This is a genomic window from Thalassospira sp. A3_1 (genome assembly GCF_017744215.1).
Taxonomy (GTDB): Bacteria; Pseudomonadota; Alphaproteobacteria; order Rhodospirillales; family Thalassospiraceae; genus Thalassospira; species Thalassospira lucentensis_A.
On sequence record NZ_JAGHQQ010000006.1, the window covers coordinates 78,362 to 91,441 of the forward strand.

General features: G+C 56.1%; 14 protein-coding genes. 10 read left to right on the forward strand and 4 right to left on the reverse strand.

From position 1 onward, the window contains the following. Positions 1 to 352: 352 nt before the first annotated feature. The 7 genes from J7395_RS19715 to J7395_RS19745 all read left to right on the forward strand — a co-directional run bounded on the left by J7395_RS19715 (position 353) and on the right by J7395_RS19745 (position 4,407). Entirely contained in the window at positions 353 to 715 is a 363-nt protein-coding gene (locus tag J7395_RS19715) for an NADH:ubiquinone oxidoreductase subunit NDUFA12 (RefSeq protein ID WP_062951755.1), read from the forward strand. A 157-nt stretch (positions 716 to 872) separates the two neighbouring features. Next, positions 873 to 1,361: an outer membrane lipid asymmetry maintenance protein MlaD gene (gene mlaD, locus J7395_RS19720; RefSeq protein WP_209223342.1), complete on the forward strand. Its 489-nt coding sequence runs from the start codon at positions 873 to 875 to the stop codon at positions 1,359 to 1,361. Positions 1,362 to 1,532: 171 nt separating this feature from the next. After that, positions 1,533 to 1,778: a hypothetical protein gene (locus J7395_RS19725; protein ID WP_114116183.1), complete on the forward strand. Its 246-nt coding sequence runs from the start codon at positions 1,533 to 1,535 to the stop codon at positions 1,776 to 1,778. Positions 1,779 to 1,784: 6 nt separating this feature from the next. Next, positions 1,785 to 2,228 carry a DUF2155 domain-containing protein gene (locus J7395_RS19730; protein WP_062958220.1) on the forward strand — a complete coding sequence of 148 codons (444 nt, stop codon included), beginning with the start codon at positions 1,785 to 1,787 and terminating at the stop codon, positions 2,226 to 2,228. A 379-nt stretch (positions 2,229 to 2,607) separates the two neighbouring features. Then, positions 2,608 to 3,201, forward strand: coding sequence for a YceI family protein (locus J7395_RS19735; protein ID WP_062958221.1), 594 nt, complete (start codon positions 2,608 to 2,610; stop codon positions 3,199 to 3,201). A gap of 73 nt (positions 3,202 to 3,274) precedes the next feature. Continuing rightward, the gene (locus J7395_RS19740; protein WP_062951760.1) at positions 3,275 to 3,829 is read left to right on the forward strand and encodes a cytochrome b; all 555 of its coding nucleotides are present in this window, start codon (positions 3,275 to 3,277) and stop codon (positions 3,827 to 3,829) included. A gap of 2 nt (positions 3,830 to 3,831) precedes the next feature. Beyond that, positions 3,832 to 4,407 (forward strand): YceI family protein, encoded by a 576-nt coding sequence (locus tag J7395_RS19745; RefSeq protein WP_209223345.1) that lies wholly within the window; start codon positions 3,832 to 3,834, stop codon positions 4,405 to 4,407. A gap of 96 nt (positions 4,408 to 4,503) precedes the next feature. On the opposite strand, the gene J7395_RS19750 is transcribed toward J7395_RS19745, so the two are convergent. Both J7395_RS19750 and J7395_RS19755 read right to left on the reverse strand, forming a co-directional pair. Continuing rightward, positions 4,504 to 6,204 (reverse strand): methyl-accepting chemotaxis protein, encoded by a 1,701-nt coding sequence (locus tag J7395_RS19750; protein WP_209223347.1) that lies wholly within the window; start codon positions 6,202 to 6,204, stop codon positions 4,504 to 4,506. Between the two features lie 216 nt (positions 6,205 to 6,420). Then, the gene (locus tag J7395_RS19755; RefSeq protein ID WP_209223349.1) at positions 6,421 to 7,119 is read right to left on the reverse strand and encodes an alpha/beta fold hydrolase; all 699 of its coding nucleotides are present in this window, start codon (positions 7,117 to 7,119) and stop codon (positions 6,421 to 6,423) included. A 701-nt stretch (positions 7,120 to 7,820) separates the two neighbouring features. Here J7395_RS19755 and J7395_RS19760 point away from each other — a divergent pair. Continuing rightward, on the forward strand, positions 7,821 to 9,158 hold the full coding sequence (locus tag J7395_RS19760) for an MATE family efflux transporter (protein WP_209223351.1): 1,338 nt from the start codon (positions 7,821 to 7,823) through the stop codon (positions 9,156 to 9,158). 38 nt (positions 9,159 to 9,196) lie between these two features. On the opposite strand, the gene J7395_RS19765 is transcribed toward J7395_RS19760, so the two are convergent. Beyond that, positions 9,197 to 9,673, reverse strand: a complete 477-nt coding sequence (locus J7395_RS19765; RefSeq protein WP_062951764.1) for an Lrp/AsnC family transcriptional regulator — start codon at positions 9,671 to 9,673, stop codon at positions 9,197 to 9,199. Positions 9,674 to 10,154: 481 nt separating this feature from the next. Here J7395_RS19765 and J7395_RS19770 point away from each other — a divergent pair, with 481 nt between their 5' ends. Together J7395_RS19770 and J7395_RS19775 are read left to right on the forward strand one after the other, a co-directional pair. Then, entirely contained in the window at positions 10,155 to 10,652 is a 498-nt protein-coding gene (locus J7395_RS19770) for a GNAT family N-acetyltransferase (protein WP_209223353.1), read from the forward strand. 4 nt (positions 10,653 to 10,656) lie between these two features. After that, positions 10,657 to 11,103 carry an Rrf2 family transcriptional regulator gene (locus tag J7395_RS19775; RefSeq protein ID WP_062951766.1) on the forward strand — a complete coding sequence of 149 codons (447 nt, stop codon included), beginning with the start codon at positions 10,657 to 10,659 and terminating at the stop codon, positions 11,101 to 11,103. 91 nt (positions 11,104 to 11,194) lie between these two features. On the opposite strand, the gene J7395_RS19780 is transcribed toward J7395_RS19775, so the two are convergent. Then, positions 11,195 to 13,039: a DEAD/DEAH box helicase gene (locus J7395_RS19780; RefSeq protein WP_209223355.1), complete on the reverse strand. Its 1,845-nt coding sequence runs from the start codon at positions 13,037 to 13,039 to the stop codon at positions 11,195 to 11,197. Positions 13,040 to 13,080 lie beyond the last annotated feature (41 nt).

The following is a 13,080-nucleotide window of genomic DNA, read 5'->3' on the forward strand; positions in this document are numbered from 1 at the left end:
GATAACCTTGGAATGCTGTGGATAAACAGGTGGACAAGACCGCGTGACGATTGTGTTGCAATGAGTCGGGCATACACAAGTGGTTGTGGGTTGTTTTGGCGGTGTTTTCGCGGAGTCATACCCCATATTGTGTGTCTGCCCCGGCTTTGCGGGGGCCTGTGCGGGAAATGCGGTATCTGTACCTGTCTGAAACATTGACTTTGCAGCAACATCACGACATATAAGGTCCTTATTGACCGCCGGACACAGGCCGCAAAATCAGGGCCCGCCAGCAAACACCGCTTTGCAAATACGGGCCTTTTGTCTGCGCGCCGCCAAAGGCGGAAGAACCAGATCTGGAGAGAGACCACACATGGCCACCGTCGGGACCCGCATTTTTACCGCGCTGTATGGCAAACGCGTCGGCGAAGACCGTTTTGGAAATGTCTATTACACCGAAAAGAAAGCCGCCAATGGTCGCCGTGCGAAGCGCTGGGTGATTTATAAAGGTATTACCGAGGGTTCCAAGGTTCCGGCTGAATGGCATGCATGGCTGCATTACACGATTGATGCGCCGCTGTCGGAAAAGGCCGAAGACCGTTACGAGTGGCAGAAAGATCACCTGCCGAACCTGACCGGGACCAAGCATGCCTATCGCCCGAAAGGCCATGAATATAGTGGCGGCCAGCGCGCCAAGGCGACTGGCGACTATCAGGCATGGTCGCCGGAAGGCTGATCGGGAATCGTTATATTCTGCAACCGGGCGCGACAATATGTTGGCGCCCGGTTGTGTTTCTACCGCGTTTTTGCACCGAAGTGCCCGAGCCGGTTGTTTTTTCGGCCCGCACGCGACAATATGCAGATCAACAAGATAGCAGAGACGGATAAGGTCCATGAGCAACAGACTGATCGAGAGCCTTACAGGGGCAGCCGTAATCGCCGTGGCGGTAGGCTTTGCGTCCTATTCCTATTCCCGGGCGGGCATCGAGTCTGTTGACGGATACGAACTTTCGGCAAGCTTCAACCGCATTGATGGCCTGACGGTGGGCAATGATGTGCGGATTTCGGGTGTCAAGGTTGGCTCGGTCACGGCACAGGAACTGAACCCGAAGACCTATATGGCGGTGGTCAAGATGACGGTGCGTTCCGATGTGGAACTGCCTGCGGACAGTTCGGCCAAAATCGCATCCGACGGATTGCTGGGCGGTAAATTCGTATCGCTGGAGCCGGGCGGGGATATCGATATGCTGGCCCCGGGCGGCGAGATTGAATACACGCAAGGGTCGGTCAACCTCGAAGAACTGATCGGGCAGGTGATTTATTCGTCCGGCGGTGGTTCTGGTGGTAATTCTGGTGGCAGTTCTTCGGACAGCCCCGAATAGGCATTGATCCGGGTCGCGAGTCTGGTGACCGGGCCGAAATGGCGGGTATGAAACCGGCCATGATTTTGCCGGTTTTACCGGTCAGTTTGCCGCGAAGTATCTTTGAGAGCTTGCGTAACGTGATATCGACACCGATATCCTGATCAGATCGAAAGGCAGCGGAGCCGCTTGATGAGCAAGTCCGATAGCATGAACAGGAATTTTCCCACATGGCAGGACCCCGAAGGGGCGCCGCTTTCGTGCGTGGAGAAGATCAAGGTTCTGAACGAGAATTTCGGCGAACTGCGCGAAATGATGCAGGAAGCAATGGAAGACGCGTTGCTGATGGGTTGCGACGAGGAACAGTTCCGCCAGGTGATGCGCAGCGTTGTTGAAGAGCTGCACAATCCTTATGGCAAGCCAGACGATCAGGACTGATTATTCATGAAAACCAAGATAGTGTTTGGCGCTGCGGTTGCCGCGGTTGTTTCTGTGGCTGCTTTGACGTCTGCCTTTGCGCTGGATTATCGCCCGGCCGAGATCGCCCAGCTTCAGGGGCTGGATAAAATCACCGCCCGCATTTCGACCTTTGAGGTGCCGGTGGGCCAGACGGCGAAATTCGGCACCCTTACGATCCGGGTTGATGCCTGCTATCGCACCCCGCCGGAAGAGCGCCCGGAAAGTGCCGGTTTCCTTGAAATTTCCGACCAGCGTGAAGATGCCGAAAACACCGTTGCCGAACTGTTTTCGGGCTGGATGTTTGCGTCAACACCGGGTCTTTCGGGGCTTGAGCATCCGGTTTATGACGTTTGGGTCAAGGAATGCATTGATCCGAATGATCAGGGATCAGGGGCCGTCGAACAGGGGCAACCCGCCCCCGCAGAATGATATTCCCGCACAAGATTGTTTCCAAATGCTGGCCGATGCACAGTGCGTCGGCCACAATTGTTTTGGGGAATGATTTGTGACGGTGGGACATCAGATGATTTGACGTTACGTCATGCAGGGGATTCGCAATGGGAAAGATGCGCCTGTGCCCGGTAAACCGGGGATTTTGTCGGAAAGTATATCGATTTTGGTTCTGATATCAGTGCGTTCTCATTTTGGATAAAATAAGGCGCAAACGGCGTTTATTGTTTCCTCTGGGGAAAATGAGTGTTGCGGGCTGTCCGGCTTGAGGCCAGGGGCATGTGCTGTCATCCTTTTTCCAGTTTTGTTGCGATGCGGCAATTCGCGTCGAACGATTTTTAAACAAGGGATGTGCATAATGTTTACGTCAATCAAGAAGGCCGGTTTCGTTCTGGCGATTGCAGCGGGTCTTTCGGGGGCTGCCGTTTCGGCACAGGCGGCAGAGAGCTATAAGCTTGATCCGACCCATACCAGCGTGATCTTCATCGTCAACCATCTTGGTTTTTCCAACTTCCAGGGCCGTTTTGGCGGCACGAGCGGCGAACTGACGCTTGATCGTGAAAACCCGGCGGCATCGTCGGCGATCATTACGATTGACCTCAGCAAGGTCGATACCGGTGTCGAGGGCCTCGACAACCATATGAAAACCGCCGACTTCCTGAATGTTGAACAGAACCCGACCGCAACGTTCAAAAGCACCTCGATCGAGATGACCGGCGATAAGACCGCCACCATCACCGGCGACCTGACCCTTCTGGGCCAGACCAAGCCACTGGTTCTGGACGTGACCCTGACCGGTGAAGGCGATCACCCGATGACCGGCGATCATGTTCTTGGTTTCGGCGCGACCGGCACCGTGACCCGTTCGGAATACGGCATGAACTATCTGGTGCCGGCTGTCAGCGACGAAGTCGAACTGCAGATTTCGACCGAGTTCCTGCAGCAGAAATAACGATACTGACAAACCGGCGGCGGCATGTGATTGTCCTGCCGGTTTGGTGTTTTTTGTCCTGAGAGGATCACATATGGCGCTTCGCAGTACGCAAACGGGCTTTGGTCCGGTGACCAAGAGCTTTCACTGGCTGATGGCGATCCTGTTTGCCACGATGTTTGCGATTGGCTGGTATATGGATCTTTTGCCGCTGGGGCTGGAAAAGCTGGCGTGGATTTCACGCCATAAATCGATTGGTGTTACCATCCTTTTCCTGGCGATTTTGCGCATTATCTGGCGTCTGGCCGAACAGACACCGGCAGGACTGGGTGAAAAGGCATGGGAACGTCAGGCGGCGAAACTGGCGCATTTCGCGCTTTATGCCGTGATGCTGGCCATGCCGCTTAGTGGATGGCTGATGTCGTCGGCGGCGAATTTTTCGGTCAGTGTCTTTGGCCTGTTCACGCTTCCCGATCTGGTCGGGCCGGACAAGGTGCTTTATGAACAGCTTCGCTTTACCCACTGGATATTGTCCTGGGTGATTGTCGGTCTTGTCGGGCTGCATGTGGCAGCGGCATTCAAACATCATTTCATCAATCGCGATGCGACGCTCCGCCGGATGCTTCCGGGGACGGGGAAAGGAAATTGATCATGACGTCTTTGTTTAAAAACATTCTGCGCGCTTCGGCGATTGTACCGGTGATGGCCATTTGCACCCCGGCCTTTGCCGCCGATCAGTGGCAGGTCAAAACCGATGACAGCGATATCGAATTTGCTGGCACCCAGCTTGGTGCGGATTTCGAGGGCGAGTTCAATAAATTCACCGCCGATATCGTATTTTCGCCGGATGATCTTGCCGGGTCGAAAGTCAGCGTCCTGATTGATATTGCATCAGTTAATACCGAAAATGCCGATCGCGACAGCCAGATCATTTCAGCAGACTGGTTTGATGTCGCGCAGTGGCCGACTGCAAAGTTTGAAACCAAATCCTTCCGCGAAATCGCGCCGGGCCAGTATGAGGCGACGGCTGATCTGACGATCCGGGATGTGACCAAGGAAGTCGTTCTGCCCTTTACGCTTGAGATCGAGGGCAACGAGGCGGAAGCCGAGGGGACGGTGACGATCAAGCGGACGGATTTCGGCGTCGGGCAGGGCCAGTGGAGCGACACCAGCCAGGTCGGTGATGATGTGACCATCCGCATTGATATTGATGCGACCCGGTCATGATGCCGATAGCGCGATAGTCCGATAGTCCGATAGTCCGATGAACAAAAAACAGCCGCCCAACCGGGCGGCTGTTCTCATTTTGGCGCAGCAGTCGTATCAGGCGGCTGCGTTTTTGCGCAGATCGGCAAGGAAGCTTTCGACGGCCTGATCAAGCGACACGGCTTCGGCGACGAGTTTCTCGGCGGTCTGGGCAAGCTGGGTCGTGCCTGATGAAACCTTGCCCGCATTGTCATTGACAGTTTCGATCCGCTCGGACACTTCGCGGGTGCCGTTGGCGGCTTCTTCGACGTTACGTGCGATTTCGCCGATGGCAGCGTGCTGTTCCTCGACCGCAGCGGCAATCGCGGTTGAACTGTCGGCGACCTTGGCGATGGTCTCGGAAATGCGGCGGATGGCCTCAACCGCCTCGCCGGTTTCATTCTGGACCGAGGTGATCTGCTGGTTGATTTCCTCGGTCGCCTTGGCGGTCTGGTTGGCAAGGTTTTTGACCTCGCTTGCGACAACCGCAAAGCCCTTGCCGGCATCGCCTGCGCGGGCGGCTTCGATGGTGGCGTTCAGGGCCAGAAGGTTGGTCTGTTCGGCAATGTCACCGATCAGTTTGGCGACATCGCCGATTTTCTGGGCAGCGTCGGCAAGGCCGGTGACGGTTTCATTGGTGCGGGTGGCTTCGTCATTGGCCTGATTGGCAATGTCGGCCGAACGCGCGATCTGCTGGGCGATTTCATCGGACGATGCGGTCAGTTCCTCGGTCGCGGCCGAGACGGTTTGAACGTTGCCCGATGTCTGGGCGGTGGCGGTTGCAACGGCACCGGACAGCTTGCTGTTCATTTCGGTGGCGGACTGCATGTTTGCCGTCGCCTTTTTCATGTCCGAGATCGAGGCCGAGATCGACTGGATCAGGCCCTTGACCCGATTTTCCAGACTGCTTGCCATTTCCAGAACGTCCTTGCGGCGTTTCTGTTCGGCTTCGGTTTCCATCTGTTTCTGGCGTTGCTGCAATTGCAGGTTTTCGCGGGCCTGTTCGCGGAAGGCCACAACGGTGCGCGCCATGTCGCCGACTTCGTCCCCACGGTCCTGACCTTCGATATGACCGTCGAGATCGCCATTGGCAATGTAGGTCATGCGTTCGGAAAGCTTGCGCAGGCCATTGGTGATATCGCGTCCGATCCAGAAACCGGTCAGCATCAGAAGGGCAATGATCGCCAAACTTAACGTGATGAACCAGATCGCGGAATCCCAGAAGGCGACCTCAACATCATCGATATAGACGCCGGTGCCAAGAATGGCCCCCCATGGCAGGGGATGCGCAAAGGAGATTTTTTCAAATGTCAGTTCCTTTGGCTCGCCGGGTTTGGGCCAGTGATAGGATGAAAAACCGCCATTCGGGTTGCTGCCGGCTGCCACCAGATCACGAATGAAGTAAGCGCCGTTCGGGTCCTGGACAGAGGTGAAATCCTTGCCGACCAGTGCCGGGTTGGCACCGTGCATGACCATGATATTGTCCTTGGTCAGGGCAAAGAAGTAACCGATATCGCCGTCATATTTGCCGGCGGAAACGACCTTGTAGAATGCGTCGATTGCGGCTTGTTGATCAAGTTCGCCCGCCTTGACCTGCTTTTGAAAATCGTTGGCCTGCGACACCGCATATTCGGTGATGGCGCGGATTTTCTCCTTGCGGTCTTCAAGCAGGGTGGTGCGCAAACCCATAAGTTCGAAGGATGAAATGACGATCAGGCCGAGCAGGGCCACGATGGACAAACCGGCGATCTTGTAGCCGATTTTGATTTTCTGCAGCATGTAATGATTTCTCCCGACCCACACCGAATGTATAGATGCCCCGACAATATGATTGTCGGGCTTTCTGCCGCTGTCCAGACAGATTTACTATACTTTGGGGTGGGCTGTTGGTCTTTCAATAAGGTGCAGAAAAAATCCTGTAACATCATATACGAAAACACCTGCCTTCGATGTGAGGGCAGGTGTCGGGCGGTGTGTCGGAATTTCCGGGCGTTTTCAGCCAAGATGCGATTGCAGGAATTTCATCGCCAGAAGAATGCCTTCCTCGTCGATGCCATGCTGAAGGCCGGGACGTTCGTGCAGTTCGGCCTCAAAGCCGTTGGCGGTCAGCGTATCAAGTGCCAGGCGCGATGCCTCTATCGGGACGACCGGATCGGCGGTGCCATGAACCAGCAGAACCGGCGGTCTGGTTTTGATCGCGCTTGCAAATGCTTCGTCGCCCAGAAGCGCGCCCGAGAAACCGACGACACCGGCCAGAGCCGGATCGCGACGCGGTGCGGTTTGCAGCGACATCATCGTGCCCTGCGAGAAGCCGATCAGGGCAAGTTTGTCTGCCGAAAGGTCATGTTCGGCCAGAAGGGTATCGATGAAGCGGTCGATATAGGCGGAGTTTTTCGCTGCCCCCTCGGCCATGGCGCGCAGCGCGCCCGACATGGTTTCGGGCTGACGACGGAGAAATTCCGGATCATATTCGGCCAGGCTGAACCATTGCCGCCCAAACGGCGACATTTCACACGGGAACGGGGCATTGGGCGAATAAAACGCGGTGTCGGGCAGGGCACGGGCAAAATGTGGTGCCAGCCCGATCAGGTCATTGCCATCGGCGCCATAGCCATGCAGCAGGATCACGATGCTTTTGGTCGTTCCCGATGCGGCCGGCAGCATCGGTCCGTTCAATGCGGTTTCGGCGGTCATGTCAGATCCCTTCGTTTGTCTTTGTCCCTGATTAGCAATGCTGCGTCGCAACGGCCAGTCTTTTTATATCTGGCAGTTTTCAGTGGCAGCAATTTGATCGCGACACTGTTCCCCGATGAAGCGGTAAAGGATCGGTTTGCCCCGCATTGTATGGGGCCAAAGGGGAGATTGGTCGGACAAATACCCGGCGGGTGATGTATCGGGCAGGTAAATGACGGAAGAGGGCCATGATCCACGTTGTGATATGGTCTGTAATATGGCCTGTGGATAACTTTGTGGATGATTGGCCCGGTATAGCCAGAATTGATCAGGATTTCTGTCAATAAAGCATGATTTTGCGACGGCGAACTATTCATTGGGATAGTATTTTGGGCAGCAATCATGACCAAATGGTCGAAATTCCTGTCACAAATTTATTGCGATTTCACAGTCATTTGTCGGAAATTGTGAAAAAATCATGACATGAATTTGCATGCCTGGCGGGTTTTGAGGAGGTCGGGCAGATCAGGAAAAATCGCCTAAAGGGTGAATGAGGGGTGGATGGTATTCCACAATGTGGATTCTTTGATGCATAACGGTTCCAAAGGTGCCTTTTGCACCTGTGCAAACTGTGTCACAAGAAGTCCTCCGGATGATCCGGAATTCGCCCCATCCGAAGAAGATTTTCCGAGGCCCCGATGAGTTCCCCGACGAGTTCCCGTGTGAGCCGTACGCGCCGCTGGGTCGGCAAGGGGGATCGACGCGTTCTGGCGTTGACCCTGCCGATTATCCTGTCCAATGCCACCGTTCCGTTGCTGGGGGCGGTTGATACCGCAGTGGTCGGCCATCTGGACAGTCCGCATTACATCGGCGCGGTCGCGGTCGGGGCGCTGATTTTTTCCTATGTGTTCTGGAGTTTTGGCTTTTTACGCATGGCGACCACCGGGCTTGCGGCACAGGCCTATGGGCGGCGTGATCCGAACGGGGTAAGGACGGTTTTTGCCAGGGCGGCCCTGATTGCGGTGACGGCGGGGCTTGCGGTCATGGTGCTGCAATGGCCGATCATCGAGCTTGCAATGGCCTTGATCCGGCCGACCGCGGCGGTCGAGGCGGCAGCACGGGATTATTTCCATGTGCGCATCTGGGCATCGCCCGCGACATTGATGCAATACTGCATGCTGGGCTGGTTACTGGCGATGCGCGACGCGCGCGCGGTGTTTATTTTCCAGGTGGTGTTAAACAGCCTGAACATGGTTCTGGATATCCTGTTTGTGCAGGGCTTTGGCTGGGACGTCAAAGGGGTTGCCGGGGCAACCGTGATTGCCGATTATTCCGGTGTGATGCTGGGCTGGTTCCTGATGCAACCGCATCTCAAACGGCTTGGCGGGACGTGGCGCGGGATCGGTATTTTTGATCGCACCCAACTGGCGCGCCTGATGAAGATCAATGGTGACATCTTTGTGCGCACCATGGCGCTGACATCGGCCTTTGCCCTGTTTACCAGTTTTTCCGCCCGCTTTGGCGAGGTGACGCTGGCAGCCAACGCGGTTTTGCAGAATTTCCTGATGTTCGGGTCATTCGCGCTGGACGGGTTTGCCCATGCGGCGGAAACGCTTGTCGGGCAGGCCTATGGGGCGGAACGGCGCAAACAGTTCCTGTGGGCGGTGCGCAAGACAACGATCTGGGCGATTGCATCGGCGGTGGTGATGGCGGCGATCTTTGGCCTTGCCGGGCCGTGGATCATTGATGGCCTGACGTCGATCCCGGAAGTCCGCGCGGCGTCATACAGCTATTTGCTGTGGGCGGTGATATTGCCGATTACCGGGGTGCTTGGTTTTCAGTTTGACGGGGTATTTCTGGGCGCGATGCAGACCAAGCACTGGCGCAACATGATGCTTTTGTCCGTTGCGATCTATGCCGGGATGGCGTGGGGGGCGGTGGTGGTGGACAGCAACCATCTGCTGTGGGCGTCGTTTAACGCGTTTTTCCTGCTGCGTGGGGTGACGCTTGCGGTGCTGTTTCCGACGATCATTCCCGATCGCCGGGGGGCCACGGTTTAGGGCGGAGTTCCTTCATATGCACCGGAATATGGGGTGCCTTATGCCTCGGGTACGGGCAGGGTGGTGCTGTTTTTGACTTCGTGCAGGGTGAAGCTTGATTTGATATTGGCGACACCGGGCAGCTTCATCATGACTTCGGACAGGAAACGCTGATAGGCGGCCGGGTCCTGCACGACGATGCGCATCATGTAATCCTGATTGCCGACCATGGCGTAGCAGTCAACGATTTCCGGGTGGGACTGCACGGCGGTTTCAAAACGGCGCAGCGACGGTTCGTCATGCTGGGTCAGGGACACGGTGACAAAAACATTCACCCCCAGACGCAGATGTGACGGGGCCAGCAGGGCGACATATTTACGGATCACGCCGCTTTCTTCGAGCTTGCGCAGGCGACGCAGGCAGGGAGAGACGGAAAGACCGACCTTGTCGGCCAGTTCGACCATCGAGATACGCCCGTCTTCCTGAATCTCGCGAAGAATTTTGCGATCAATTGCGTCGAAACCGTTGCGCGCCATGGCGTGCCCCACTCCTTGTACTCGATAGATATTATTGTGATCCGGGTTGATTTTGCAGCATTGCGGGCTTTGCATAAATTACCCGCCAGCGCAAAAATCATGCTGCGCGATAAGCCATGACTTCGCGTTCCTGTCAATCTTTGCGTGATCCGTGCGCGATGTTTTTACGGTAACAGATTGTGATTTTGAAGTCGGACCAGAGGAAAGCGAAATTCCCGGTTGCGGGGCATGTCAGGATAGTCTGGTTTGCAGTGCCGAAAACGTTAGGACTTGCACAGAACAAATATCGGGGTTATGTGGTTCAAATCCTTGCATTGCTTTGCTTTGTTCGCACCTGCGGCGGAACTTATCGTTGCCGCGCGTGGTAATGACAGTGTAGTATAATCGTACCAATTTACGTATTTTTACTATGGGTATTCTCCTGTCAGGAGCTGGGGGGTTGGGGTTTTGCCAACCTGCAGGACAAGAAAGGCATTACGAGGTGGACGCTGCGCAAGATACACCGGGATATAACCTGGTCACGATTGGCGAGCATAAAATCAATATTCGTCCGGCAGTCAAAGATGACCTTGCCAATGTTGTCGATCTTGATGATCGCACAACGGGCCTTCGCAAGCCCGATTACTGGGATGATCTGTTCACCCGTTATGGCAACCGGAAGGATTCCCGGTTTTTCCTGATTGCTGAAGAAGGCGATACGCTTCTGGGCTGCATTTTCGGTGAAGTCCGGTCGTGGGAATTCAACTCGGTCCCGTGTGGCTGGGTCGGTACCGTCAGCGTCGAGCCGAATTTGCGCATGGGCGGGATCGGCAGCATTCTTTACACGGAAATCTGCCGCTGTTTCCGCAAGGCCGGTGTGACCAAGATCCGCACCATGATCCCGCGCGATGCGACCGACCTTATGTCGTTCTTCCGCGCACAGGGCATGATGGCCGGACCCTTTATCCAGCTTGAAACCGATATGGACGAAGGGGTGTAACGCCATGATGTCTTTGCAGAAGGCGACCCTGTTCGCATTATATGCCGTGCTGGAACTGGCCGAGGATACCGACCGGCAGCTTTCGGCATCCGAAATCGCCGAGAGATACAATATTTCGACCAACCATCTGGCAAAGGTCCTGCGCGATCTGGGTCGGGCGGGGCTGGTTGAATCGGTCCGCGGGGCCGGTGGCGGTTATCGTTTCTGTGGCAATGCCAAGCGCACGACGCTTCTGGATGTTGTCAGGCTGTTTGAAGAGGTCGGGGCAGGCCCGACAAGCGGCATTGTGCAGGAAACCAATGCCGGTGCGGCATTGTCATTGGTGATGGACGAGATCGAGGAAATCACCCATGCGACGCTGCTGTCGATTTCGATTGAGACCATGCTGAAACTGATGCGCAAGCGCCGCCCGGAAAAGCCGAGTTCGACCGGCTTGTTCCGCGCGGTTTAACCGCCTGCGTCGATCATCATATTCACCAAAAAGGCCGTCAGATTTCTCTGACGGCCTTTTTGATTTTCAGAACCCGGAAGGTTTCCCAGAATCAGCTTTCGCTGGTCACGGGATCGCTTTGCGCGGCGTCGGCATTTTCAGCCTTCTTCGCGGCGGTTTTTTTCGGAGCAGCCTTTTTGCGCGGACGACGGGCGGCCTTTGGCTTTTCTTCCTTGGCCGGGGCGTCTTCCGTTACCGGAGCCGGAGTTGCCACTGGTGCAGAAGGTGCGACCGTTTCGTCCTTTGCCTCGGGTGCCGGGGCTTCTTTCTTGGCGGCGGCCCGGGACGTTCTGGTGCGGGCTGGTTTGGCGCGCGTGGCTTTTGCCGGTGATTTCTTGGCCGGTGCCTTCTTTTCGACCTCGTCGGCGCGTGGCTTGCCGAGGCTTGATGCCGGAACCGGGGTCAGCAGGAAGGCCGGAACGTGATCGCCAAGACCGATCACCGGTTTGTCGTCACGGTCATAACGATCATCCCGATCACGACGCGACGATGAACGTCCTGCATTGCGATCACGGTCCTGATAGGCCGGGCGGCTGGAACGATCATTGCGCGGCTTTGTATCGCGCTGTGGCGCATTTTCGCGTGGCGGCTGTGCCGGTGCATCCTGCTTTGGCTCGTTACGGGCAGGGGCAGCGGCTTTGGCGTCGCGTTCAGCGCGGTCGTCACGGTTGCTGTTGCGTGCCGGACGATCATTGCGCGGGGAGGCGTCACGCACCGGTGCCTTGCGGCTTTTCTTCGTGCGGCGTTTTTTGCCGGTGAAGTCAAGTTCAAGGGTTTCGATGCCTTCAAGCTCGGTCAGCGGAATGTCCATGTTGATGGATTTGTTGATCGCGGCAACAAGTTTGCCGTCTTCGGGCACGGCCAGCATGAAGGCCTTGCCTGCGCGGCCGGCACGACCGGTACGGCCGGTACGATGGACGTAATCCTCGGCGTTGAAGGGCACGTCGAAGTTAAAGACGTGCGAGACATCGGCAACGTCGATACCACGTGCGGCCACGTCCGAGCAGATCAGCAGGGTGATTTCGCCCGACTTGAATTTATCAAGCGTTTCGGTGCGTTCGCTCTGGACCAGATCGCCATGCATGCGACCGGCATTGAAGCCGTGCTTGGTCAGCGATTTGAACAGGATATCGACGTCTTTTTTGCGGTTGCAGAACACGAAGGCGTTCTTGACGTTTTCCTGACGGACAAGTTTGCGAAGGGCTTCGCGTTTGTCCATTTCATCCATGACAAGGAGTTTATGTTCCACCGTGGTCGCCATGGTCGAGGGCGGGGAAACGGTAATTTCCTTGGGGTTGGACAGGAATTTGTCGGCAAGGCGACGGATTTCCTTGGGCATGGTCGCCGAGAAGAAAAGCGTCTGGCGCTGCTTGGGCAGCATATTGACGATTTTTTCAATGTCGGGAATGAAGCCCATATCAAGCATGCGGTCGGCTTCGTCGATCACCAGCAGTTTGCAGTCCGACAGAAGCAGTTTGCCGCGTTCAAAGGTATCGATCAGGCGACCCGGGGTCGCGATGATGACGTCGGCACCCTTTTCAAGGATTTTCTGCTGTTCGACGAAGGATTCCCCGCCGATGATCAGCGCCTTGGACAACGACATGTATTTGCCGTAGGTGTCGAAGTTTGCTGCTACCTGGGTCGCGAGTTCGCGGGTCGGTTCGAGAATGATCGAACGGGGCATCCGCATGCGCGCACGGCCATGATGCAGAATATCGAGCATCGGCAGGGTAAAGCTGGCTGTCTTGCCCGTACCTGTCTGTGCACAGCCCAGAATGTCACGTGCCATCAGGACGGACGGAATGGCCTGGCTCTGAATGGGGGTCGGGGTATCATAGCCGGCGTCTGCGACGGCTTTGAGGATATCTTCGCTCAGACCGAGATCGGCGAAATTCATATGGTTCGTTTTCCCGCAATAGAATGCGTTATGATGTGATT

What these genes read in the sequence shown, in the direction of transcription:
- J7395_RS19715 (WP_062951755.1), top strand. Translation starts at nt 353, where the DNA reads ATGGCCACCGTCGGGACCCGCATTTTTACCGCGCTGTATGGCAAACGC.
- J7395_RS19735 (WP_062958221.1), top strand. Translation starts at nt 2,608, where the DNA reads ATGTTTACGTCAATCAAGAAGGCCGGTTTCGTTCTGGCGATTGCAGCG.
- J7395_RS19745 (WP_209223345.1), top strand. Translation starts at nt 3,832, where the DNA reads ATGACGTCTTTGTTTAAAAACATTCTGCGCGCTTCGGCGATTGTACCG.
- mlaD (WP_209223342.1), top strand. Translation starts at nt 873, where the DNA reads ATGAGCAACAGACTGATCGAGAGCCTTACAGGGGCAGCCGTAATCGCC.
- J7395_RS19730 (WP_062958220.1), top strand. Translation starts at nt 1,785, where the DNA reads ATGAAAACCAAGATAGTGTTTGGCGCTGCGGTTGCCGCGGTTGTTTCT.
- J7395_RS19740 (WP_062951760.1), top strand. Translation starts at nt 3,275, where the DNA reads ATGGCGCTTCGCAGTACGCAAACGGGCTTTGGTCCGGTGACCAAGAGC.
- J7395_RS19780 (WP_209223355.1), bottom strand. Translation starts at nt 13,039, where the DNA reads ATGAATTTCGCCGATCTCGGTCTGAGCGAAGATATCCTCAAAGCCGTC.
- J7395_RS19750 (WP_209223347.1), bottom strand. Translation starts at nt 6,204, where the DNA reads ATGCTGCAGAAAATCAAAATCGGCTACAAGATCGCCGGTTTGTCCATC.
- J7395_RS19775 (WP_062951766.1), top strand. Translation starts at nt 10,657, where the DNA reads ATGATGTCTTTGCAGAAGGCGACCCTGTTCGCATTATATGCCGTGCTG.
- J7395_RS19725 (WP_114116183.1), top strand. Translation starts at nt 1,533, where the DNA reads ATGAGCAAGTCCGATAGCATGAACAGGAATTTTCCCACATGGCAGGAC.
- J7395_RS19755 (WP_209223349.1), bottom strand. Translation starts at nt 7,119, where the DNA reads ATGACCGCCGAAACCGCATTGAACGGACCGATGCTGCCGGCCGCATCG.
- J7395_RS19765 (WP_062951764.1), bottom strand. Translation starts at nt 9,673, where the DNA reads ATGGCGCGCAACGGTTTCGACGCAATTGATCGCAAAATTCTTCGCGAG.